Source organism: Xanthobacter pseudotagetidis (assembly GCF_043194795.2).
Classification (GTDB): Bacteria; Pseudomonadota; Alphaproteobacteria; order Rhizobiales; family Xanthobacteraceae; genus Xanthobacter; species Xanthobacter tagetidis_A.
Window position 1 is genome coordinate 4,355,434 of the sequence record NZ_CM195534.1, and the last position, 21,314, is coordinate 4,376,747.

General features: G+C 69.6%; 19 protein-coding genes and 1 riboswitch. Of the genes, 11 read left to right on the forward strand and 8 right to left on the reverse strand.

Features of this window, described 5'->3' with window-relative positions; all coding sequences use genetic code 11:
• Nucleotides 1-70 precede the first annotated feature (70 nt).
• Nucleotides 71-547 carry a PaaI family thioesterase gene (locus V5F67_RS19900; RefSeq protein WP_394020281.1) on the forward strand — a complete coding sequence of 159 codons (477 nt, stop codon included), beginning with the start codon at nt 71-73 and terminating at the stop codon, nt 545-547.
• A 9-nt stretch (nt 548-556) separates the two neighbouring features.
• Complete coding sequence (gene sfsA / locus V5F67_RS19905; protein ID WP_394020283.1) at nt 557-1,270, forward strand: DNA/RNA nuclease SfsA; 714 nt, start codon at nt 557-559, stop codon at nt 1,268-1,270.
• Between the two features lie 197 nt (nt 1,271-1,467).
• On the opposite strand, the gene V5F67_RS19910 is transcribed toward sfsA, so the two are convergent.
• The 3 genes from V5F67_RS19910 to V5F67_RS19920 all read right to left on the reverse strand — a co-directional run bounded on the left by V5F67_RS19910 (nt 1,468) and on the right by V5F67_RS19920 (nt 4,215).
• Nucleotides 1,468-2,502: an ABC transporter substrate-binding protein gene (locus tag V5F67_RS19910; protein ID WP_394020285.1), complete on the reverse strand. Its 1,035-nt coding sequence runs from the start codon at nt 2,500-2,502 to the stop codon at nt 1,468-1,470.
• A 94-nt stretch (nt 2,503-2,596) separates the two neighbouring features.
• The gene (locus V5F67_RS19915; protein WP_394020287.1) at nt 2,597-3,370 is read right to left on the reverse strand and encodes an ABC transporter permease; all 774 of its coding nucleotides are present in this window, start codon (nt 3,368-3,370) and stop codon (nt 2,597-2,599) included.
• Nucleotides 3,370-4,215, reverse strand: coding sequence for an ABC transporter ATP-binding protein (locus tag V5F67_RS19920; protein ID WP_394020288.1), 846 nt, complete (start codon nt 4,213-4,215; stop codon nt 3,370-3,372). Before V5F67_RS19920 ends, V5F67_RS19915 begins: the two co-directional genes overlap by 1 nt.
• 271 nt (nt 4,216-4,486) lie before the next feature.
• Between V5F67_RS19920 and V5F67_RS19925 the strand changes: the two genes are divergently transcribed.
• From V5F67_RS19925 to V5F67_RS19935, 3 genes are all read left to right on the forward strand, one after another.
• Entirely contained in the window at nt 4,487-6,082 is a 1,596-nt protein-coding gene (locus V5F67_RS19925) for a UbiD family decarboxylase (RefSeq protein ID WP_394020290.1), read from the forward strand.
• A gap of 156 nt (nt 6,083-6,238) precedes the next feature.
• Nucleotides 6,239-7,825 (forward strand): class I adenylate-forming enzyme family protein, encoded by a 1,587-nt coding sequence (locus V5F67_RS19930; protein WP_394020292.1) that lies wholly within the window; start codon nt 6,239-6,241, stop codon nt 7,823-7,825.
• Between the two features lie 315 nt (nt 7,826-8,140).
• Nucleotides 8,141-8,794: a flavin reductase family protein gene (locus V5F67_RS19935; RefSeq protein ID WP_394020294.1), complete on the forward strand. Its 654-nt coding sequence runs from the start codon at nt 8,141-8,143 to the stop codon at nt 8,792-8,794.
• A 24-nt stretch (nt 8,795-8,818) separates the two neighbouring features.
• On the opposite strand, the gene V5F67_RS19940 is transcribed toward V5F67_RS19935, so the two are convergent.
• The 3 genes from V5F67_RS19940 to V5F67_RS19950 are packed head-to-tail and all read right to left on the reverse strand — an operon-like array spanning nt 8,819 to nt 12,189.
• On the reverse strand, nt 8,819-9,949 hold the full coding sequence (locus tag V5F67_RS19940; protein ID WP_394020295.1) for an alginate O-acetyltransferase AlgX-related protein: 1,131 nt from the start codon (nt 9,947-9,949) through the stop codon (nt 8,819-8,821).
• Between the two features lie 14 nt (nt 9,950-9,963).
• The gene (locus V5F67_RS19945; RefSeq protein ID WP_394020297.1) at nt 9,964-11,388 is read right to left on the reverse strand and encodes an MBOAT family O-acyltransferase; all 1,425 of its coding nucleotides are present in this window, start codon (nt 11,386-11,388) and stop codon (nt 9,964-9,966) included.
• An 18-nt stretch (nt 11,389-11,406) separates the two neighbouring features.
• Nucleotides 11,407-12,189, reverse strand: coding sequence for an NAD kinase (locus V5F67_RS19950; protein WP_394020299.1), 783 nt, complete (start codon nt 12,187-12,189; stop codon nt 11,407-11,409).
• A 189-nt stretch (nt 12,190-12,378) separates the two neighbouring features.
• On the opposite strand from V5F67_RS19950, the gene V5F67_RS19955 reads away from it, so the two are divergent.
• A complete protein-coding gene (locus tag V5F67_RS19955; protein WP_394020301.1) occupies nt 12,379-14,625 on the forward strand; it encodes an FUSC family protein in 2,247 nt (748 codons plus the stop codon).
• Nucleotides 14,626-14,665: 40 nt separating this feature from the next.
• Here V5F67_RS19955 and V5F67_RS19960 read toward each other — a convergent pair whose 3' ends face one another.
• A complete protein-coding gene (locus V5F67_RS19960) occupies nt 14,666-15,619 on the reverse strand; it encodes a MarR family transcriptional regulator (protein ID WP_394020303.1) in 954 nt (317 codons plus the stop codon).
• A gap of 360 nt (nt 15,620-15,979) precedes the next feature.
• Here V5F67_RS19960 and V5F67_RS19965 point away from each other — a divergent pair, with 360 nt between their 5' ends.
• A complete protein-coding gene (locus tag V5F67_RS19965) occupies nt 15,980-16,270 on the forward strand; it encodes a hypothetical protein (RefSeq protein ID WP_394020305.1) in 291 nt (96 codons plus the stop codon).
• Between the two features lie 29 nt (nt 16,271-16,299).
• On the forward strand, nt 16,300-16,581 hold the full coding sequence (locus V5F67_RS19970; protein ID WP_394020307.1) for a hypothetical protein: 282 nt from the start codon (nt 16,300-16,302) through the stop codon (nt 16,579-16,581).
• Between the two features lie 112 nt (nt 16,582-16,693).
• Here V5F67_RS19970 and V5F67_RS19975 read toward each other — a convergent pair whose 3' ends face one another.
• The gene (locus tag V5F67_RS19975) at nt 16,694-17,827 is read right to left on the reverse strand and encodes a 2'-deoxycytidine 5'-triphosphate deaminase (RefSeq protein ID WP_394020309.1); all 1,134 of its coding nucleotides are present in this window, start codon (nt 17,825-17,827) and stop codon (nt 16,694-16,696) included.
• An 87-nt stretch (nt 17,828-17,914) separates the two neighbouring features.
• A riboswitch (SAM riboswitch) is annotated at nt 17,915-17,997 on the forward strand.
• Nucleotides 17,998-18,081: 84 nt separating this feature from the next.
• On the opposite strand from V5F67_RS19975, the gene V5F67_RS19980 reads away from it, so the two are divergent.
• The 3 genes from V5F67_RS19980 (at nt 18,082) to V5F67_RS19990 (ending at nt 21,303) form a co-directional block, all read left to right on the forward strand.
• Nucleotides 18,082-19,302, forward strand: a complete 1,221-nt coding sequence (locus tag V5F67_RS19980) for an O-succinylhomoserine sulfhydrylase (RefSeq protein ID WP_394020310.1) — start codon at nt 18,082-18,084, stop codon at nt 19,300-19,302.
• Between the two features lie 91 nt (nt 19,303-19,393).
• Nucleotides 19,394-19,786, forward strand: coding sequence for a Co2+/Mg2+ efflux facilitator ApaG/CorD (gene apaG, locus V5F67_RS19985; RefSeq protein ID WP_394020427.1), 393 nt, complete (start codon nt 19,394-19,396; stop codon nt 19,784-19,786).
• A gap of 20 nt (nt 19,787-19,806) precedes the next feature.
• Nucleotides 19,807-21,303 carry a TrkH family potassium uptake protein gene (locus tag V5F67_RS19990; RefSeq protein WP_394020312.1) on the forward strand — a complete coding sequence of 499 codons (1,497 nt, stop codon included), beginning with the start codon at nt 19,807-19,809 and terminating at the stop codon, nt 21,301-21,303.
• Nucleotides 21,304-21,314: the final 11 nt, after the last annotated feature.

Genomic DNA, 21,314 nt, shown 5'->3' on the forward strand with positions numbered 1-21,314 from the left:
GGGCTGCGCGGCGCGGGAGATGCGCTATCCTCGCGGCCCCTTCCTCCCCGTTCCTGGAGAGCCCGCCCCGATGGCCGATGCCGCCGCGCGCCCCGCCACATTCGTTCCTGCCGACCCCGGCTTCGAGCCGCGCGTGCGCGACAGCTTCGCGCGCCAGCCCTTCATGGCGACGATGGGCGCCACGCTCGGCACCGTCGCCCCGGGCCGGGTCGAGGTGATCCTGCCGTTCGACGCCAAGGTGACGCAGCAGCATGGCTTCTTCCACGGCGGCGCCATGGGCGCTATCGCCGACGTGGCCGGCGGCTATGCCGCCTTCTCGCTGTTCCCGGCCGACGCGACGGTGCTGACGGTGGAGTACAAGATCAACATCATGGCGCCCGGCAAGGGCGATCGGCTGGTGGCGGAGGGCGTGGTCCTGCGCGCGGGGCGCACCCTCACCGTGGTGCGGGTGGACGTCCATGCGGAGGCCGGCGGGACCCGCATCCACTGCGCCAGCGGCACCCAGACGCTGATCCGCCTCGACGGCCGAAGCGACGGCAAGGCCTGAGGGCCGGCGATGCGCTTCCCTTCGCCCCTCGTGCCGGCGCGGCTCCTGCGCCGCTACAAGCGCTTCCTCGCCGACGTGGCGCTGGAGGACGGAACCGAGGTGACGGTCCACGTCGCCAATTCCGGCGCCATGCTGGGGCTCATGACGCCAGGCGCGCGCGTCCTGCTCTCCCCCGCCACCGCGCCGGGGCGCAAGCTGCCGTTCGGCTGGGAGCTGGTGGAGGCCGATTTCGGCGCCGGCCCGGAATGGGTGGGCGTCAACACCATGCATCCCAACCGCCTTGTGGCGGAGGCCATCGCGGGCGGCCTCGTGCCGGAACTGTCCGGCTACCAGCGCCTGCGCCGCGAAGTGAAATACGGCCGCAACAGCCGCATCGACATCCTGCTGGAGGACGACGCCCGCCCGCCATGCCTCGTGGAGGTGAAGAACGTCCACCTCATGCGCCGGCCGGGCCAGGCGGAGTTCCCTGACTGCGTGACGGCACGCGGCGCCAAGCATCTCGTCGAGCTGGGGGACATGGCGCAGACGGGCAGCCGGGCGGTGATGGTCTATCTGAGCCAGATCGGCTCGGCGCGGCAGATCGGCTTCGCGCGTGACCTCGATCCCCACTACGGCGCCGCCTTCGACAAGGCGCGGGCGCTCGGCGTGGAGGCGATCGGCCTCGTCTGCCGCCTCGACGCGGACGGGATCGAGGTGGAGCGCCAGGTGCCGGTCGTCGGCTGAGCCGCCAGAGCACGCGCCGGTCAGCCCGCATTGCAGGCTGAACGGATAACGCGTTCTCTCCCATGAAGTTAGAGCGCGATGAAAAAAGGCCGCCGCTCCGAAACCGGAGACGGCGGCCCAGGAGCGCCGATGGGCGCCTTGCAGCTCTTATGCGCCGAGCCCCCGCTCCGGGGGCCCGGCCGATCGCCAGCCGTGCCTTACTTGGCGGGGCCGTAGTCCTTCCACAGCGGCTCGAAGGAGGCGTCCACCACGTCCTTGTAGGCGGGGGCCGGCTCCTTGATGAGGCCGTTCGGCACCAGCAGGTCCATGGTCTTGCCGATCATCGCCTCGTTCATGTAGGGGACGTAGGTCTTGGCCTGGGTCTCGACCGAGATGCGCATCGCCTTGGGCTGGCTGTCGCCATACTCCTTCAGCGCGATCTTGGTCACCTCGTCGACATTCTTCGGGTCGGCGATGAACTTCTGCGCCTTGACGATGGCCCGCACCACCTTCTCGGCGATCGGGCGGTTCTTGGCGAGATAGTCGCGGGTGGTCTGCAGCACCACGTAGCCCATGTCCTGGAACAGCTTCGGACCCTGGCCCACGGTGGTGTTCACCACATAGACCCACTCGCCGAGGCCCTCCACCGCGATCGGGCCCCACGGCTCGGTCACCATGGCGGCGTCGATCTCCCCCGCCTTGCCGGCGGCGAGCTGGCGGTCGGCGCCGCGGATCGGCACCAGCGTCGCGTCCTTCTCCGGGTCGATGCCGGCGGTCTTCAGGATGTAGCGCGTGGACACGTCGGTGAAGCCGCCGCGCGAGAGCGTGCCGATCCGCAGGCCCTTGAGGTCCTCGACCTTGGGCGCGCGGCCGAGCTTGTCGGCGAGGTCCTTGCGCATGATGATCGCGCCGGCATAGTTCGACTGGATGTTCATGATCGTGACGATCGGCTGGTTCGCCTTGGCCGTCTTCACGTTGTTCTCCAGCGCCCCGTTGAGGAACTGGAGCGAGCCGCCCATGAGCGCGGCGGTGGCCGGCGGGCCGCCGGCGAAGTATTCGAGCGTGACGTCGAGGCCCTCGTCCTTGAAGAAGCCCTTGTCGCGCGCCACCACCAGCGGCAGGCCGAAGATCGACTTCACCGAGATGCCGATGTTGAGCTTGGTCTCCTGGGCGGAGGCGGGCACCGCGGCGGCGAGGCCGAGCGCGGCGATGGCAAGGGCGGCGAACCGGCGCCGGGTGTGTTCCCCAATCATGGCGTTGTCCCTCAAGGTTTGATCTTGCTTGGTCGGTTGGTCTGGCGCCCCGGCGCCCGATCCGGCCGGCCCGCGGGAGCGGGCCGGTGCCGGCTCAGTGCAGGGCCTCGTCGCGCCACCGCAGAAGACGGTTCGAGGTGGCGACGAACGCGCGGTCGATGCTGAAGGCGAGCACCATCAGCACGATGAGCGGCATGATCATGCCGGTGGTGTCGAAGGCGCCGGCGGCGCTGTCGATCATGTAGCCGATGCCGGCGCGGGCGGAGATGAACTCGCCGACGATGGCGCCGATGATGGCGAAGGAGATGGAGACCCGGAGCGCCGAGAAGATCCACGGCACGCAATTGGGCAGCAGCACCTTGTAGAACACCTGGTAGCGCTTGGCGTGGATCACCCGCATCATGTTGATGAGCTGCGGGTCCGCCGCCTTGATGCCCTCGTAGGTGTTCAGCATGATCGGCACCACCACGAGCGAGAAGGCGAGCAGGAACTTCGAGGCGAAGCCGATGCCGACGAACATCACGATCAGCGGCGCCAGCGCCACGCGCGGCAGGCTGTTCATGGCGATCACGAACGGCTCCAGCGCCGCCCCGAGCACCCGGCTCACGCCCAGCACCAGCCCGAGCAGCACGCCCACCACCGCGCCGGCGGCAAGGCCGGCGAGCGCCTCCTGCATGGTGATGTAGGTGTGGTAGGTGATCTCGTTCTCCTTCAGGGACTCCCAGAAGGCAGACGCGATCAGCGACGGGCTGGAGGTCCAGAACACCGGGATGATGCCGAGGCGGGCCGAGAGCTCCCAGCCGCCGACGATGACGATCAGCAGCACCACCTTGAGGATGGCCACCTGACGCGAGTTGTCCTGGTCCATCAAGCCCTCCCCTGCATGGCCTTGAGCGCCTCGCCGCGCAGATCCTCCCAGATGGCGTCGTGCAGCTCGGTGAAGCGCGCCATGTGGCGCACCTGGTCGAGGGTGCGCGGGCGCGGGATGCCCACCTCGTACTCGGCGAGGATGCGGCCCGGGCGCGCGCTCATCACCAGCACCCGGTCGGCGAGCGCGATCGCCTCGCCGAGGTCATGGGTGATGAACAGCACGCTCTTCCTATGCTCCTCCCAGTATTTGAGGAACATTTCCTGGATCAGCAGCTTGGTCTGGGCATCCAACGCCCCGAACGGCTCGTCCATGAGGATGAGGCGCGGATTGTCCACCAGCGTGCGGGCGAGCGAGACGCGCTGGCGCATGCCGCCGGAGATCTCGCGCGGGAAATGGTCCTCGAAGCCGTCGAGGCCCATCACGCCCAGCATCTCGCGGGCGCGCTGCTCGCGCTCGGCCTTGGCGACGCCCTTCACCTCGAGGCTGATGACCGTGTTCTGGAGCACGTTGCGCCACGGCAGCAGCGCATGCTGCTGGAACACGTAGCCGATCGGGGCCGCCTCGCCGCCGGGCGGGGCGCCGAACACCTCGACGGCGCCGCTCTGCACCGGCGTCAGGCCGGCGATGAAGTTGAGCAGGGTGCTCTTGCCGCATCCCGAAGGGCCGACGATGGAGACGAACTCCGCCTCCTTCAGGGTCAGGTCCACATGGTCGAGAATCTGGAGCTGGCGCTTCTGCCTGTCCAGCAGGCGATAGCTCAGCCCGGCGATCCGCACGGCCGCCTGCTGATCAGGACCGTTCGTGCCCGCAACCACCTGAAGCCCTGTTCGAACCGCTCCCATGCGTGCCTTCCCGTTGGTAAATCTTATTTATCGCATACCTATACCTAAATTCATGATAGGTCCAGCCGAAGGTTGAATACATTTTATCTGGCCAATGAACTGGAGAGTGGCGATTTGACACACTAAATTACCGATAATGCACATTAGCTCATTGGGCTATGAAGAAATTTCAATGCGCCGGTTCCGCCGGAAGCGTTCACTAGAGCCACAGAGCTGAGTTACGAGTACGCGTAAATACGCGCTAAATTACCAAATCAATCAGGAGCCGCTCATGACCATCGCCCACAAGCCGACCGGCGACGCCGCCAGCATCCAGGACCACCCCAACCGGCACCTTTTGGACCTGCGCGGGACGCTTGCGTGGCTCGAGCGGCAGGGCGACCTGGTGGTGACCGACAAGGAGGTCAATCCGGACCTGGAGCTCACCGGCCTCCAGAAGCTCATGGACGGCGCCTGCCCGGTGCTCTTCAACAATGTGAAGGGCAAGCCGAACCACCGCCTGCTCACCAACCTGTTCGGCGACATCAGCGCCGTGAACCGGATGTTCGGCTGGGCCTCCGACAAGGAGCGCACCCAGAAGCTGGCTTATGCCCTCTCCCACCCGCTGCCGCCGGTGGAGATCGCCCAGGCGGACGCGCCCTGCCAGGAGGTGGTGATCGAAAATCCGGACGACGTGAACCCGTTCCTGGTGGCGATCCGGCACACCGAGCTGGAAAGCGAGATGACCATCGGCTCGGGCATCCGCTGCGTCACCGGCGCCGCCTTCGGCGGCGGCACGGACGTCGGCTACAACCGCATGAATTTTCGTTGGGGCAATGTGGGCACGTTCCAGATCTCGCCCGGCTCCCACATGTGGCAGGTGGTCAGCGAGGCCTACCGCAAGAATGAGCGCGTGCCGCTCACCTTCTGCTTCGGCGTGCCCGCCGCCTGCACCCTGCTGGCCGGCGCCGCGTTCGACTATGTGATCCTGCCCTATGGCTGCGACGAGATTGGCGTCGCCGGCGCCGCGCAGGGCTTCCCGGTGCGCCTCGTCAAGGCCCGCACCGTGGACGCCTACGCGCTCGCCGACGCCGAGATCGTGATCGAGGGCTATATCGACCCGCGCGACAAGCGCTTCGAGACCGCCGAGGCGGAGGCCGACCAGACCCAGGGCCGCCACCACTTCCATCCCGAGTGGGCGGGCTACATGGGCAAGGCCTATCGCGCCCCCACCTTCCACGTCACCGGCATCACCACCCGCAAGCCGGAATCGAAGCCGATCGTGTTCGCCCTGGGCGCCCATACGCTGGACGAGCACAACATCGACACCTCGATCCGCGAGGCGGCCATGTTCGAGCTGTGCAACCGGCTCCAGCCCGGCATCGTGCAGGACGTGAACATCCCCTACTGCATGACCGACTGGGGCGGCGTCATCATCCAGGTGAAGAAGCGCAACCGCATCGAGGAGGGCTGGCAGCGCAACTTCCTCTCGGCGCTGCTCTCCACCTCCCAGGGCATGCGGGTGGCCATCGCGGTCAGCGAGGACACCAACATCTACTCCATGGACGAGATCATGTGGTGCATTACCACCCGCGTGAACCCGCGCACGGACATCCTCAATCCCACCCCCGGCGGGCGCGGCCAGACCTTCATGCCGGCCGAGCGCATGACCGCCGGCGACAAGGAATGGACCGCCACCAACACCTCCTACGAGGGCGGCATGGGCATCGATGCCACCGTGCCCTACGGCTACGAGGAGGACTTCCTGCGGCCCCAGTATCCGGTCTCCAAGGTCAAGCTCGAGGACTTCCTCTCGCGCGACCAGATCACCAAGGTCCAGGCCCGCATGAGCGGCTGGACCGAGCTGCTGGCCAAGACCGGCCACTGAGCCGGTCCAGGCCACGGAAACCGGGATCGGGGACGGGCGCGGCTCAGCCGCACCCGTCGCCTCGGGAGGCGGGCGGCGCGGCGGACTGGGCCGCGCCGCCCGCTTCTCCAAACCAATTGCGAGTGCGGCGACATTCTCGGGCGCGGGAGGCCCCCCATGGACGACATCTTCAGCGGCCACCAGCTGGATATCCCCTTCGCGTCCGTGCCGGTGCTTCTGGCACGCTATCGCGACCGCGACCCGGACCGGCTCGCCATCGTCGACCTCGACCAGGACAGCGCCATCACCTTCGGCGCGCTGGCCGACCTCACCGACCGCATCGCCGCCAAGCTCGTGGCGCTCGGCGTCGGCAAGGGCGACAAGGTGCTCCTGCTCTCCGACGAGTGCCTGGAGAAGCTCCTGATCTGGCTCGGCACCTGGCGCATCGGCGCCGTGGCGTGCCCGCTCAACATCGAGCTGAACAACGAATATATCGGCGACTTCGCCGCGCTGCTGAAGCCCAAGGCGGTGCTCTACCAGAACGGCCTCGACTACGCCGCCATCGCCGGCGACGGACCGACCATCCGCTTCGGCGCCTGGAAGAAGGACGGCGCCGGCGATCCGGCCGACGACTTCTTCCGCAGCCTTCCGGCGCGCGTCGATCCGGCGACGCTGCCCGACGGCTACGGCCCGACCGACATGGCCGGGATCTTCTGCACGTCCGGGACCACCGACCGGCCGAAGGCGGTGGTCTACGACCACGCCGCCTACTGGCTGAGCGGCCTCTCCACGCTCGACATGCTGGGGCTCACCGAGGACGACCGGACGCTGGAATACCGTTCCTTCGGCTGGAATTCGGCCCAGGTCCTGTCGCTGATGCCGTTCCTGCAGAGGGGCACCACGCTCCACATCGCCAAGCGCTTCTCGCACTCGCGCTTCTTCGAGTGGATCCAGAAGTACGGCATCACCTTCTCGGCCGGCGTTCCCACCGTGCTGAACATGCTGCTCAACAAGCCGCTCGGCTACACCGCCGACGACATCCCCACCCTGCGCCTCATGACGTGCTCCACCGCGCCGCTGAGCGCCGAGCAGTGGGTGAAGTTCGAGACCATGTACGGCATCAAGCTGCTCCAGCTCTACGGCATGTCGGAGGCGGGCTGGATCTGCGGCAACCGCCACTACAAGGCCAAGCTCGGCACCGTGGGCCTGCCCGCCAAGCACCAGGAGTTCGTCATCGTCGACGGCGAGGGCAAGGAGTGCCCGGTGGGGGTCGAGGGCGAGGTCACCATCGGCGGCCCGCAGACCGCGCTCGGCACCCTGCGCGAGGACGGCACCATCGAGCCGGTGCGCGGCCTCAGGATCAAGACCGGCGACCTCGCGGTGCGCGACGCGGAAGGCTTCATCACCGTCACCGGCCGCACCAAGGACCTCATCATCCGCGGCGGCATGAACATCGCCCCGGTGGAGATCGACAACATCCTCATGGCTTCCGACCTGGTGCTGGAGGGCGCGGCCCTCGGCGTCCCGGACCCCATCTATGGGGAAGAGGTGGTGTGCGTGGTCGTGCCGAAGACCCCGGATGTCACCGGCGACCAGATCGCCGCCTATCTGCGCGCCCGCCTGCCGCTGCCCAAGGTGCCGAAGAAGATCTACCTCGCCGAGAGCCTGCCGAAGAGCGACCGCGGCAAGGTGCTGCGCGACAGGCTGCGCGACGCACTGCCGGAGCTGACCGAGGCCGCCGTGGTGAGCCTCAAGGCCTCCTGAGGCCGCGCCGCGCGGCGAGACGCTTCCTCCCGTGGGCCGTTGCGACAGTGTCGCAACGGCCTTTTTTTGTTCCGGGCATGTGCCTTCCATTGGAACCGGTCCTTGGAGCCGGCACGCGCCTCGCGCGAGAATGCTCCGGAGCGCGGTACGGTCCGGCCTGCGCCGCAAGCTGAGCGGAAAACGCGTTCTCCCGCTTAAAGTTAGAGGGCTGCTCACCGATCAAACTGTTTCAATTTGATCAGATCGCGCTCTAGGATCGTGCGCCCCCGTCCGCGCCGGACCGCCGCGCGCCACCCCCTTCCTGCCGAGGCCCCCATGTTCTACGAGCCCGCAAAGAACGATCACGGCCTGCCCCATTCGCCGCTCAAGGCCATCATCGCCCCGCGCCCCATCGGCTGGATCTCCAGCCTGTCGCCGGAGGGCGTCGCCAACCTCGCCCCCTATTCCTTCTTCAACATGATCGGCGACGACCCGGCGCTGGTCATGTTCTCCTCCACCTCGCGCAAGGATTCGGTGGCCAACGTCGAGGCCACCGGCGAGTTCGTATGCTCGCTCGCCATCGCCGGCCTGATCGACGAGGTGAACGTCTCCTCGGCGGCGGTGCCGCCGGACGTGAGCGAGTTCGACCTCACGGGCCTCGCCAAGGCGCCGTCCCGGCTGGTGAAGCCGCCGCGCGTCGCCGCCGCCCCCGCCGCGCTCGAATGCGTCCATGTGGAGACGATCCAGCTCAAGGGCCGCGACGGGCGGAAGGCGGACCAGTACATGGTAATCGGCGAGGTGGTCGGCGTGTTCATCGACGACGCCGCCATCGTCGACGGGCGCTTCGACGCCGCCCGCGTGCAGTCGCTCGCCCGCTGCGGCTATCTCGACTATTCCGCCATCGAGCACCTGGTGGAGCGCCCGCGCCCGAGCCGCGCCAGCCTGCCCGGCATGGTGGAGGCCCTCAGGGCGAAGCGCGCGGCGGAGTGAGCGCCAGGCGCCGCCGGAGGCGCGCTACTTCGCGCCCGGCTGGCCGGCGCACGGCAGGAAGCGCTCGGTAGGCGCATAGACCAGGATGTCCGGCTTGAAGCGCTGGATCGCCTCCCAGTCGAAGCGGCAGAGCCGGTGGTGCATCCACAGGAAGGCGGAGGCGCGGGCGGCGAGGTAGCCGTCCCAGAAATGCTGGGTGAAGCTGTCGCCGATCACCATGATCCGCGGGCCGTCATGGCCGGTCTCGAAGCCGTGGGAGACGAACGGGTCGCGGCCGGTGGCGCTCTCGCCGGTGTCGCGCGCGGAGTTCTCCTTCACCATGCCGGCGAGCGGCTTGAGGCCGTCGGTAGCGCCGGCATAGGGCGCCTTCGGAGGATAAAGGACATCCGGCGTGTCGGACCGGGTCTCGCCCTTCATGCGCAGGAGATCGCCCTGGAGGCGGGGACGGGGCGCGCCGATGGCGTCCTTCGCGGCGATCTCCAGATCGGGCCGGCCGACGGCAGCCATGGCGGCGTTGAAGGCGATCAGCGCGCCGCGCTGGTTCCAGTGGGTATCGAGGATGTAATAGACCGGCCCGCCGGCCTTGCCGGCCTCGATCAGGGGCCGCAGGTCGACAAACGGCACGCCGCGCGTCTTCAGCCCCTCGGCGACGAGGTCGTATTCGGTGGGCGTGCGCTTGTGGTGGCGGGCATAGGCCGGCAGCAGGTCGAAGTTCGCGGTGTGGCCGTTGGGCGGGATGATGAAGACGAAGCGCCCGCCGAGCCGGCGCATCTCGGCATCGAGCCGCGCGCCGAGATCCACCGCCATCTCCACTTTCTGCGGCCGCACGAGCTGGCCGATGGACTGCTCCAGCGCCTGGTTCTCGCCGAGGAACAGCGCGCCGCCTTCGCCGCTGATCACCCGCGCGCTGCCGCTGCCGCCGATCCACTTCTCATAGGTGTTGTGGGCCGACAGCACCGCGCCGCGGAAGCCGAAGACGTTGTTGATGTAGGGATCGAGGCGCTCGGTCGCCTTGGTCCACCAACGCGCCTCGGGCGCGATGACGGTGCGCATGGGCGCCGGAAGGTCGGGCGTCAGCAGGCCGATGGTCGGCAGCGTCAGCACCGCGAAGAAGACGATCGCCCAGTAGCGGCGGAAGGCCATCAGCAGCGGCATGGCACGGACCTCCCCTAGAACCGGAAATAGAGAAAGGGGCTGTAGGCCGCCGCCCCGACCGAGATGACGCACAGCAAGAACAGCACCGCCATCATCGCCGTGTCGGCGGCGCCGTAGAGCGCGAGCCGCGTCCGCTCCGGCAGGCGCCGCCCGCCCGGCCGCGGCCAGCCGAACATGGCGAGCGGCCAGCCCAGGATCATGACGACGATGGTGCTCAGCTGCAGCGTGGTGACGATGCCGGCCGATATGGCGCCCACCCCGTTCAGCCCGACGAGGCCGGCGAACATGCCGCCGGCGCGCGGCAGATCGTCGGCGCGGAACCACACCCAGCCGGTGAGCATCACCAGCAGCACATAAGCATGGGAGACGACGCGCGGCGCCCGGGCGAGAACGGCACCGAAGCGGGTGCGCTCCAGCACCAGGAAGGTGCCGTGATGGATGCCCCAGATCACGAAGTTCCAGCTCGCCCCGTGCCACAGGCCGCACAGAAGGAAGACGGTCCACAGGTTCACGGCGGTGCGCAGGTGGCCGCGCCGGTTGCCGCCGAGCGGGATGTAGAGATAGTCCCGGAACCAGCTCGACAGGCTCATGTGCCAGCGGCGCCAGAAGTCGGTGATGGAGCGCGACCCGTAAGGCAGGTTGAAGTTGCGCGGGAACTTCAGCCCCATGGCGAGCGCGAGCCCGATGGCCATGTTGGAATAGCCGCCGAAGTCGAAATAGATTTGCAGCGCATAGGCCAGCAGGCCGATCCACGCCTCGAACAGGTTCGGCGCCGCCCCGGCCTGGGAATCGAACACGGCCGCGACCACCGGCGCCACCTCGTCGGCGATCAGCACCTTCCAGCTGAGGCCGATGACGAAGATGCGCAGGCCCGCCGAGACGCGGCCGAGCGTGGTGCGCCGCGCGGCGATGCGCCGGTTGATGGTGGAGTAGCGCACGATCGGGCCCGCCACCAGCTGCGGGAACATGGTGATGTAGACCGCGATCTCCTCGAAGCGCGCGTTGGCGCTCACCCGGCGGCGGTAGACATCGACCAGGTAGGAGATGGCGTGGAAGGTGAAGAAGGAGATGCCGAGCGGCAGCTCCAGGTGCACCACCGGCAAGGCGATTCCGGCGGGCGCGAGCAGCAGGTTGAGGTTCTGCGCCAGGAAGCCGGCATATTTGAAGACGATGAGGCCGGCGAGATTGACCGCCACCGCGAGCCCCAGCGCCTTCAGGCGCCAGCGCTCCGAGCGCGCGTCGATCATCAGCGCCAGCAGGTAGTTGGCGACGATCGAGACCGCGAGAACGGCGACGTTCGCGAGCCCGCCCCAGGCGTAGAAGACCAGCGAGAAGACCAGCAGGACAAAGTTGCGTGTCCGCGTGCCGCGCGCGAGGAAGTAGCACAGCAGGAAGGCCGGCAGGAAATAATAGAGGAAGGTGACGGACGAGAAGACCATGTCGAGCCGGTGCTGCCGCTAATACACGAATTGCTCGCGCAGGATGCGCTCGTCGAGCCCGTGATCGGGGTCGAACAGCATATCCACGGACGACGTGCGATCGAGGCGCGCGGAAACGGCGATGATGTCGCGCACCTCCTGGTGGTCCGCCACCGCGCTCACGCTGCGCTTCTCCGCCTCCAGCACGGCGATGTCGATGCGGGCGTGGTCGGGCACCAGCGCGCCGCGCCAGCGCCGCGGCCGGAACGGCGAGATCGGGGTGAGCGCCAGGAGCGGCGTGCCGAGCGGGAGAATGGGGCCGTGGGCGGACAGGTTGTAGGCGGTGGAGCCCGCCGGCGTGGCGACGATGATGCCGTCGCAGATCAGCTCGTCGAGCCGCACCCGGCCGTCGATGGAGATGCGCAGCTTCGCCGCCTGGAAGGTCTGGCGCAGCAGGGACACCTCGTTGAAGGCCGGCGCGCGGTGGCGCACCCCGGCCGCGTCCACCGCCTCCATGATGAGGGGATGGATGCGCACCCGCTCCGCCCTGGCGAGGCGATCCTTCAGCCCGTCCTCACGGTAGGTGTTCAGGAGGAATCCGACCGTGCCGCGGTTCATGCCGTAGATGGGGATGTCGCGGTCGCGGAAGCGGTGAAGCGTCTGGAGCATGAGGCCGTCGCCGCCAAGGGCGACGATCACGTCCGCCTCGTCCTCGCCCGCGGCGCCATATCGCTCCGACAGCGTCAGCCGCGCGGTCTCCGCCTCCGGCGTCGCGCTCGCCACGAAGGCGATGTTCTGGAACGGGCAAAGCGTCTCGGGCATGAACCATCCGATGGGCGGGGTCTCGACCGCCTGGCGCGGCACCGGATGCGCGAACCGGCGGCTTCCTTCTAGAGCCAATCCGCGCCTGCAACAAGCGAGCGGCCGGCGGTCCCACGGGCCCAGCCTCTGGACACCTCGCGCGAAGCATGACTTGGTGCGCCGTCCGGCCCGAGCCCGAGCGCGCACTCCATGAGCGATCCCACCGCCCCCGCCCCCGGCACCAGCGAGGCCCCCGTCGGCGGCCCCTACGCCAGCCGGGTCGCGCGATGGCTCTCGATCCACGATCCCGGCGGCATCGACACCACCCGCGCGCTCCAGCTCGCGGTCGCCTTCGTCATCGTCATCACCCTCGGCGTGTCCACCTCGCGCGCCTTCGACCTCGGGCTCGACGTGTCGTTTCCGCTGATGGCGGGCGCCGGCGCGCTGGTGCTCGTCACCTTCACCCCGGCCGCCAGCCGGCGCACCGAGGCGCGCACCATGGGGCGCATCTTCGCGCTCGCCATGGCATTCCTCCTGACGCTGATCGCGGTCGGCCCGGGGGAAGGGCCCGCCAACGAGATGGTGCAGAAGCTGCTGCTGGTGCCGCTCTCCTTCCTCGCTCTGGTGCTGCGCCGCTCGGGCATGGACGGGCAGCGGCTCGGCCTGTCGCTGATCGTGGTGGCGACGGTGGGCACCATCCTCGCGCCGACACGGGCCGACGCGCTCTATTTCCTGCTCGCCTTCTGCCAGGGGGCGGCGGTGATGGTGGCCCTGCGGCTCTCCCCCTGGCGGCCCTCGGCGGTGAAGGCGTTCGTGAACTCCGCCCACCAGGTGGAGGAGATGCTCGCCGCCTATCTGCGCGAGATGTCGGAGGCGGTGCGGGCGGGCCGACCCTTCCCCGCCGATCTCGGGCCCGAGGTGGGCGCCGCGCGGGCGCGGGTGTGGAACGCGCTCGCCAACGCCTCCGCCGAGGACCCCGGCGCGCGCCTGGATTTCGAGCAGCTCAGGGCCAAGATCTACCGGCTTCGCGTCGCGGTGCTGCTGCTGGCGAGCTGCATCCCCGCCTCCGGACGCAACACGCCCGACTGGCGGGGCCCGTTCGCCAACGCCGCGGACCACATCGCCCGCCGCCTGGAAGTGCTCGACCGCATCGACGACAAGGCGGAGGAGCGGTTCGAGCGCGCCATCGAGGAGCTCAGGGCGGCGGCCTTCGATCCCCGCCTCGAACCGGTCGCGCGCTTCGCGCTGATGCGCGCGGTGACGGCCTTCGAGCGCCTCTCCTTGGTGGTCACGGGCATCGCCGCGCAGGAGACCGCGCCGTTCCCGCCGCCGCACCCGGACGAGGACCTGCCGCCCCCGCCGGCGCCGGTTCCCCTGCTCGTCCCCGGCCGGGACGGCCGTCGCGTGTTCTCGGCCCCGCTCAAGGTGGCATGCCAGGGCCTGGTCGCCACCACCATCACCACCGCGCTCGACCTCGCCTTCCACCTGGAGCACGCCTACTGGGCCACCATGACGGTGATGTTCGTGCTCGGGAACAGCGTCGGCGAGACCTATATGCGCGTGCGCTACCGCACCGTGGGCACGCTGATCGGCGTGGCGCTGGGCATGGGCCTGTTCCTGGTGCTCGACGCCCATGTCTGGCTGCTGGCGGCGCTGTGCGTGTTCGCCCAGATGATCGGCATCGTCACCCAGAAGGACCGCTACGACGTCGCCTCCGCCGCCACCGGCTTCGCGGTGATCCTCGGGCTGCATCTGATCGCCGGGCTCGGGCCGCAGGGCATGATCGCGCGCATCTACGAAACCGTGATCGGCGCCGGCATCGCGCTCGTCGTCTCCTACGCCGTGCTGCCGGTCTATCTCACCGACCAGTTCCGTCCGGAGGTGCGCGCGCTGCTGAAGCGCTGCCGCGACAGCTTCGCCAGCTGGTGGCCGCGGGCCCAGGGCCAGCGCGTCAGCATGGCGCCGCTGGCGCGCGAGGTGCGCCAGCTCGACCTGCGCGTGCCGCAGCTCGGCGCCGAGCAGGTGTTCGGCCATTCCGCGGGCGACGTGGTCAACATCGCCTCCACCCTCGACGTGCTGATGACCTATCTCGCGCTGCTGGAGGACGTGACCCAGCGCCTGGCCCTCGCGGCGCCGCAGGCGGAGGTGGTCTCGCTCGCCGAGACCGCGCGCTCCCGCACCCTCAACGCCCTCGCCTTGGCGCTGGGCGAGGCCAGCGCCGACCAGGACGCGGCCGCCGCCCCGGCGGTGGAAGCGGCGGTTTCCATGGTGCTCGCGCTCGCCGACGATCCCCAGGTGAAGCAGGCGCTGCCGCTGGTGGCCGACTATCTCGCCTATTCGGACGCGGTGCTGCGCCCGCTCGCCGAGCTGCGCATCGCGCTCTCCGACCAGGCGCCCTGGAACCGGGCGCGGGCGCTGGCCGTCGGCGGAGGCGCCCCTCAGGCCGCGAGACCCTGAGAAACGCGCCACGGCCCGACGGGCGGCCTGCCGGCCGCGCTCAGATCTTGCGGGCGACCGTGGGCGCGTCCTCCGGCGCCTGCCCGCAGGGCGCGAAGGCCCGCCGCGCCGTGCAGTCCAGCAGCGCGAACGAGGCGGCGAAGAAGTCCGCCGCCGCGGCGCGTCCCGCCGGCGAAAGGCCGTAGCCCGGATGCTCGCCCGGCGGGCCCGCCTCGCGCGCCACCAGGCCCGCCTCCATGGCGTCGCGGATCACCTGCAGCACATGGGTGCGCGAGAGGTGGAAGCGGCGCGCGAGCTCCGCCACCGTGGGCGGCGGCCGGTCCTGGTCCGCCGCCACCAGCAGGGCGAACAGGATCACCACGCCGCCGTCGCGGTCGGCGAAGGGGATGAGGGCCGGGGCATGCTCCAGCATGCGGAAGCCGTGGCGGAACGCCTCGCCGAAGGCCAGCGCCAGCGCGCGGCAGAAGCCGAGCCCGTCCAGCGCCGCCGCCGCATCGCCGCCCACGCCGCCAAGCGAGCGCATGGCCATGAAGTGACCGCGCCAGCGCTCGCGGAACGAGCCCCACATGCGCTCGGTGGGCGCCAGCGGGCGCTCGCGCCGGTCGCCCGTGCCCTCGGCGGGCGCGAGATAGCCGCTCCAGCGCATGAGGGCGAGCAGGGCCTTGGCCCGCCCGTGGCTGCACAGCCGCGTCTCCTGGCACAAGGCGGTCATGCGCGCCGCCGTGATGCCGCCGCCCTCCGGCAAGGCATCGAGATAGAGGGCGAGGAAGCTGAACATCAGCCGCCCCCGGTCGCTGAGCACGCGGTTGAGCAGGGGGTGGTTGTCGTAGGATTCCACCGTGCCCCGCGCGGACGCCCGCATGGCGGCCGCGAAACCCGGATGGGCCTTCACCGCTGCGCAAGCCCCCGGCCCCGCTCCGTCCGCGAGCCAGTCCGGCCATCCTTCGGCTGCGTCGGTGGAGGGGGCGAGCATGGCCCCGGTCGGCTGGGGCATGCCGCGCGGTCCGTCTTGCATGGCGGCAAGCGCCGTTCCTGTCGGATCATTCTAGAGCGCGATCGGGGCAAATTGAATCCGTTTGCTCCGAGAATCTCCCTTCGCGCGCCGAGCAAGGAGAACGCGCCATCCGGCCCGCCCGCGCTACCGACCGGGCGGCGGCCGGAATGGCCCTGCGGCAGATGCAGCAAATGTTCGCCATTGGCCCCACCGGGGGGCGCCCCATAGTGCAGCGGCTGGATGGGTCTGCCCCGATTCGTCCTGCGTGCAATGTCGGTATCCGGCCCCCGGCCCGCCCTCACGGCATGCCGAGGGGCGTGCGGGCCTCGGCGCCCATCGGCGCCCAAGGAGGAAGAAGCCATGATCAAGATCGCGCATCTCGCGCTGGCCGGCGCGGCCGCCGCCCTGTTCCTCGGCGCGGCGCCGCAGCCCGCCAACGCGGTGGTCTATTGCAAGACGGTCGGCGTGCCCAAGGGCTGCGTGGCGCGTCCGGCGGCGCCCGCCGCCCGCGCGGCGGTCTATTGCGCTCGGCCGGGATATCCGGTGGGCTGTGTGCCCGGCGTCGGCGCGCCCGGCGTTGGCGTCGCGCCGGGACCGGGAGTCGCCCCGGCCAATCTCGGCGGCCCCGTGAACCGCGTCGGCGTGCGCTGAGACACCGTTCAACCGAAGGAGACGAGAGAGTGAAGACCAAGCTCCCCCTGACACTGCTCGCCCTCGCGACGCTCGGCATGGCCGGCACCCCGGCCCTCGCCGACAAGGCGGCCGCCGACGCGTGCGCCGCCGGCCTCGACGCGCAGGCCAGCGCCGTCTACCAGGCGACCGCCTCGGGCTTCGCCGCCGCCGCCGACAAGCGCGGCTTCGTCACCGAGAAGGTGCGCGGCCTCGTCACGGCCGGCGCCCTGTCCATGGGCAACGCGCGCCCCGCCGCCGAGGCGGCCGTCGCCTGTCTCGAGAAGCTCTGAGCAAAAGCTCCGGGCACGCGCCGGCCGGATCCGCGGGGGTCATCCGGCCGGACCTGCCGTTCTCCGCCACACGGGGAACGCGCCTTGCCGCCCGGCGCCCGCGCCGGGCGGCTCATGCCCCGTCGTCGGGCCCGGCGAACGGCTTGAAGTGCTTGGAGAGCTTGAGCCCCTGGCCCTGATAGTGGGACTTGAGATCGACGCCGTAGAGCCGCTTCGGCCGCCCCGCCATGCGCTCATAGACGAGCCGCCCCACGGTCTGGCCGTGCTCCAGGATGAACGGCACCTCGCGCGAGCGCACCTCCAGCACCGCCCGCGCGCCGACGCCGCCGGCGACCGCGCTGCCGAAGCCGGGGTCGAAGAAGCCGGCATAATGCACCCGGAACTCGCCCACCAGCGGGTCGAACGGCACCATCTCGGCGGCATAGTCCGCCGGCACGTGCACCGCCTCGCGCGAGGCGAGGATGTAGAAGGCGTCGGGATCGAGCACCAGGCTCGGCGTGCCGCCGTCGCGGCGCACGCGGATCGGCTCCCAGAAATCCTCCACGTCCAGCAGCCCGGCTTTGTCCACGTCGACGACGCCGGTATGGCGCTTGGCGCGGAAGCCCTGGAAGCCGGACAGCGCCTCGCCCGCGAGGTCGACCCCGAGCGCGATGCCCCCCGCGGCCACGTCCGGCGACGCCGCGTCCACCAGCCGCTCGCTTTCCTGGAGGTTGAGCAGCTCCAGGTCGGACAGGCGGGCGACGCCGCGGCGGAACCGCACCTGCGACAAGCGCGAGCCGGTGCGCACCAGGATCGGGAAGGTGCGCGGCGAAATCTCCAGGTAGAGCGGGCCGGAATAGCCCGCCGGAATGGTGTCGAACGCCCGCGCCCCGTCGGTGATGACGCGCACGAACACGTCGAGCCGCCCGGTGGAGCTCTTGGGGTTCGCGGCCGCCGCGAGATCGAACGGCAGCTTCAGCTGCTCGGACAGCTTGACGAGATAGACGCAGCCGGTCTCCAGAACCGCGCCGGAGCCGAGGTCCAGCTCGTGCAGAGCGAGTTCCGACAAGCGTTCCTTCACCGTGCGCCCGGCGCCCGGCAGGAAGCTCGCGCGGATGCGCCATGCGGTTCGGCCCAGCCGCAGGTCGAGGCTCGCCGGCTGGATCTGATCGGCGTCCAGCGGCCGCTTGGTCGCGATGGCGCCTTGAGTCACCAGCGCCGAGATCGCCTCGGCGGGAAGGATCCCTGGCTTGGAAAGCTCGGCCACGGTCGCCCCCTTATCCGTTTTCCCGGTCTCATTCGTTCGATCTAACGAACAAATCCCTTGACGCCAAGGCCGCCCCCACCTTATCTCGGTCCCGTTCGTGGTGAATTTGGGCCGGCCGGCTTGCAGCCACGTTAAACAACTTTGAGCTAAAAGGCCGGGGACGAGCGGTGCGGCGCACGGCATCTGCCGCGACTTTGAGGTCGCGCGCAAGCCTTCCGCCCCGTCTACGCTCCCGGCCTGCCGTGGAGGCAGACATGTCGGTGGCGTCCAAACCCTCGTCCAGCTTCGTCCCCAAGGACCCGGCGAGCCTCCATCCGGAGACCCGCCTCGTGCACGCGGGGACCACGCGCTCGCCGTTCGGCGAGACCTCCGAGGCGCTCTACCTCACCCAGGGCTTCGTCTACGACACGGCCGAGGCGTGCGAGGCGCGCTTCAAGGGCGAGGACCCCGGCTTCGTCTATTCGCGCTATTCCAATCCCACCACCGCCATGTTCGAGGAGCGCATGGCGCTGCTCGAAGGGGCGGAAGCCGCGCGCGCCACCGCCTCCGGCATGGCGGCGGTCAATGCCGCGCTGCTGTGCCAGCTCTCCGCCGGCGACCACGTGCTCGCCGCCCGGGCGCTGTTCGGCTCCTGCCGCTGGATCCTGGAGGACTTCCTGCCGCGCTACGGTGTCGAGACCACGCTGGTGGACGGCTGCGACCTCGACGCCTGGCGCGCCGGGGTCAGGCCCAACACCAAGGTGCTGTTCCTGGAGAGCCCCACCAACCCGACGCTGGACATCATCGACATCGAAGCGGTGGCCGGGATCGCCCACGCGGCGGGCGCGCGCCTCGTGGTGGACAACGTGTTCGCCACCCCGCTGCTCCAGCACCCGTTCAAGCTCGGCGCCGACATCGTCGTCTATTCCACCACCAAGCACGTGGACGGCCAGGGCCGCTGCCTCGGCGGCATCATCCTGTCCTCGCAGCAGTTCATGACCGAGCACCTGCAGACCTTCCTGCGCCAGACCGGCCCCTCGATCTCGCCGTTCAACGCCTGGGTGATGCTGAAGGGCCTGGAGACCCTGGCGCTGCGGGTCGAGCGCATGCAGGCGAGCGCCGGCAGGATCGCCGACGCGCTGGCGGGCGAGGCGAAGATCGCCAAGGTGATCTATCCCGGCCGCGACGACCATCCGCAGGCCGCGCTCGCCCGCAGGCAGATGTCCGGCGGCGGCACGCTGGTGACCTTCGTGGTGGAGGGCGGCAAGGAGGGGGCGTTCCGCTTCGCCAACGCGCTCAGGCTGATCCGCATCTCCAACAATCTGGGCGACGCCAAGAGCCTCATCACCCATCCCGCCACCACCACCCACCAGCGATTCACTCCCGAGGCGCGGGCCGAGATGGGCATCTCGGACGGCCTGCTTCGGCTCTCGGTGGGGCTGGAGCATGCCGACGACCTGATCGACGACCTGAAGGCCGCCATCGCCGCGCTCTGAGACGCCGCCCGGGCGTATTGCGCCCGGGCGGCCGCCGGTCCACTGTCGCCAGGCGGGGCGGATGCCCGCGTGCCAGGGGGATGAGGCGGGGATGTACCGGGCGACCACGCGCCAGATCCAGGTGACAGCGACGCCGCGCTACGTGGCCGAGCGCTCGGAGCCGGACCAGGGGCGCTATTTCTGGGCCTACACCATCGAGGTCACCAATCTCGGCACCGAGACGGTCCAGCTGAAGGCGCGCCACTGGACCATCACCGACGCCAACGGCCGCACCGAGGAGGTGCACGGGCCGGGCGTGGTGGGCGAGCAGCCGGTGCTGCCACCCGGCGGACGGTTCGAATATACCAGCGGCGTGCCGCTCACCACCGCCACCGGCATCATGAGCGGGCGCTACGACATGGTCACCGAGGGCGGCGAGGCGTTCTCGGTGGAGGTGCCGGCGTTCTCGCTCGACGTGCCGGACATGCGGCGGGTGCTCAACTGACCATCCAGGAGCGGGGCCCGATGCAGTCCGCCCGCATTCCCTCCGTCGAGGCGCAGGCGCTCTCGACGCTGAACCTGCGCCCGGTGGCGGCGACGCTGGGCATCCTGCTCTCCATCCTCGGCGGCAGCATGCTGCTGCCGGCGCTGGTGGACTTCGCGACCCGCTCGGGCGGCCAGAATGCCTTCATCGGCGCGTCGGCCGTCACCATCTTCGTCGGCGTCCTTCTGTGGATGTCGGGACGCGAGCGCAAGGTGCAGAAGCTCGATTTGCGCCAGGCGTTCCTGCTCACCACCAGCGTCTGGATCGTGCTGACGCTGTTCGCGGCGCTGCCGCTCATGTGGGGCCCCTCGCAGCTCACCTTCACGAAGGCGATGTTCGAGGCCATGAGCGGCCTCACCACCACCGGCGCCAGCACCATGTCGGGCCTCGATGCCCAGGCGCCGGGCATCCTGCTGTGGCGGGCGCTGCTGCACTGGTTCGGCGGCGTCGGCATCATCGCCATCGCCATCGCCGTCCTGCCGGTGCTGTCCATCGGCGGCATGCAGCTGTTCCGCATGGAATCCTCCGACAAGTCGGAGAAGTTCCTGCCGCGCGCCGGCGCGGTGGCCAAGGGGCTGCTCACCGCCTACCTGCTGCTCACGCTCCTGTGCGCGATCGCCTACGCGATCGCCGGGCTCGACCTGTTCGACGCGGTGACGCTCGCCATGTCGACGCTCTCCACCGGCGGCTTCGCCAATTCCGACTATTCGCTCAGCGTGTTCAAGAACCCGGCGGTGGACTATGTGGCCATCGTCTTCATGATCGTCGGCGCCCTGCCCTTCCCGCTCTATGTGCGGGCGCTCTCAGGCGACGCGCGGCGCTTCATCACCCATTCCGAGGTCCGGGTGTTCCTCGGCCTGATCGTGTTCTTCACCGCGCTGTCGTTCGTCCAGCAGGTGTTCCAGGGCATCGCCTCCGGCGAGACCGCGCTGCGCGGGGCCCTGTTCACCGTAGTCTCGCTCATGACCACCACCGGCCTCATGGCGGTGGACTACACCAATTGGGGCCCGCTCTCGGACGCGATCTTCTTCGTGGTGATGTTCCTCGGCGGCTGCACCGGCTCCACCTCGGGCGGGCTCAAGGCGCTGCGCATCGCCATCACCGGCAAGGCCATCCGCCAGCACCTGAAGCGCGTCGCGTTCCGCAACGGCGTGTTCCCGGTGCGCTATGGCGGAGCGCCGGTGTCGGACGACGTGGTGTCCTCGGTGCTGGGCTTCGTGTTCCTCTACATCTTCACCTTCCTGGTGGCGGGCATCGGCCTCAACCTCATGGGGCTCGACATCGTCACCGCCTTCTCGGCCTCCATCGCCTGCCTCGCCAATGTGGGGCCGGGGCTCGGCCCCGTGGTGGGGCCGTCCTCCAACTTCGGCGGCCTGCCCGACCCGGCCATCTGGCTGCTCACCCTCACCATGATGCTGGGACGGCTCGAGATCCTCACCGTGCTGGTGCTGGTGCTGCCGCGCTTCTGGATGCGCTGAGCCGCGGGGTC

Excerpts from the sequence above, each read along its gene's own strand:
- V5F67_RS19900 (WP_394020281.1), top strand. The coding sequence starts at position 71 with ATGGCCGATGCCGCCGCGCGCCCCGCCACATTCGTTCCTGCCGACCCC.
- sfsA (WP_394020283.1), top strand. The coding sequence starts at position 557 with ATGCGCTTCCCTTCGCCCCTCGTGCCGGCGCGGCTCCTGCGCCGCTAC.
- V5F67_RS19910 (WP_394020285.1), bottom strand. The coding sequence starts at position 2,502 with ATGATTGGGGAACACACCCGGCGCCGGTTCGCCGCCCTTGCCATCGCC.
- V5F67_RS19915 (WP_394020287.1), bottom strand. The coding sequence starts at position 3,370 with ATGGACCAGGACAACTCGCGTCAGGTGGCCATCCTCAAGGTGGTGCTG.
- V5F67_RS19920 (WP_394020288.1), bottom strand. The coding sequence starts at position 4,215 with ATGGGAGCGGTTCGAACAGGGCTTCAGGTGGTTGCGGGCACGAACGGT.
- V5F67_RS19925 (WP_394020290.1), top strand. The coding sequence starts at position 4,487 with ATGACCATCGCCCACAAGCCGACCGGCGACGCCGCCAGCATCCAGGAC.
- V5F67_RS19930 (WP_394020292.1), top strand. The coding sequence starts at position 6,239 with ATGGACGACATCTTCAGCGGCCACCAGCTGGATATCCCCTTCGCGTCC.
- V5F67_RS19935 (WP_394020294.1), top strand. The coding sequence starts at position 8,141 with ATGTTCTACGAGCCCGCAAAGAACGATCACGGCCTGCCCCATTCGCCG.
- V5F67_RS19940 (WP_394020295.1), bottom strand. The coding sequence starts at position 9,949 with ATGCCGCTGCTGATGGCCTTCCGCCGCTACTGGGCGATCGTCTTCTTC.
- V5F67_RS19945 (WP_394020297.1), bottom strand. The coding sequence starts at position 11,388 with ATGGTCTTCTCGTCCGTCACCTTCCTCTATTATTTCCTGCCGGCCTTC.
- V5F67_RS19950 (WP_394020299.1), bottom strand. The coding sequence starts at position 12,189 with ATGCCCGAGACGCTTTGCCCGTTCCAGAACATCGCCTTCGTGGCGAGC.
- V5F67_RS19955 (WP_394020301.1), top strand. The coding sequence starts at position 12,379 with ATGAGCGATCCCACCGCCCCCGCCCCCGGCACCAGCGAGGCCCCCGTC.
- V5F67_RS19960 (WP_394020303.1), bottom strand. The coding sequence starts at position 15,619 with ATGCCCCAGCCGACCGGGGCCATGCTCGCCCCCTCCACCGACGCAGCC.
- V5F67_RS19965 (WP_394020305.1), top strand. The coding sequence starts at position 15,980 with ATGATCAAGATCGCGCATCTCGCGCTGGCCGGCGCGGCCGCCGCCCTG.
- V5F67_RS19980 (WP_394020310.1), top strand. The coding sequence starts at position 18,082 with ATGTCGGTGGCGTCCAAACCCTCGTCCAGCTTCGTCCCCAAGGACCCG.
- apaG (WP_394020427.1), top strand. The coding sequence starts at position 19,394 with ATGTACCGGGCGACCACGCGCCAGATCCAGGTGACAGCGACGCCGCGC.
- V5F67_RS19990 (WP_394020312.1), top strand. The coding sequence starts at position 19,807 with ATGCAGTCCGCCCGCATTCCCTCCGTCGAGGCGCAGGCGCTCTCGACG.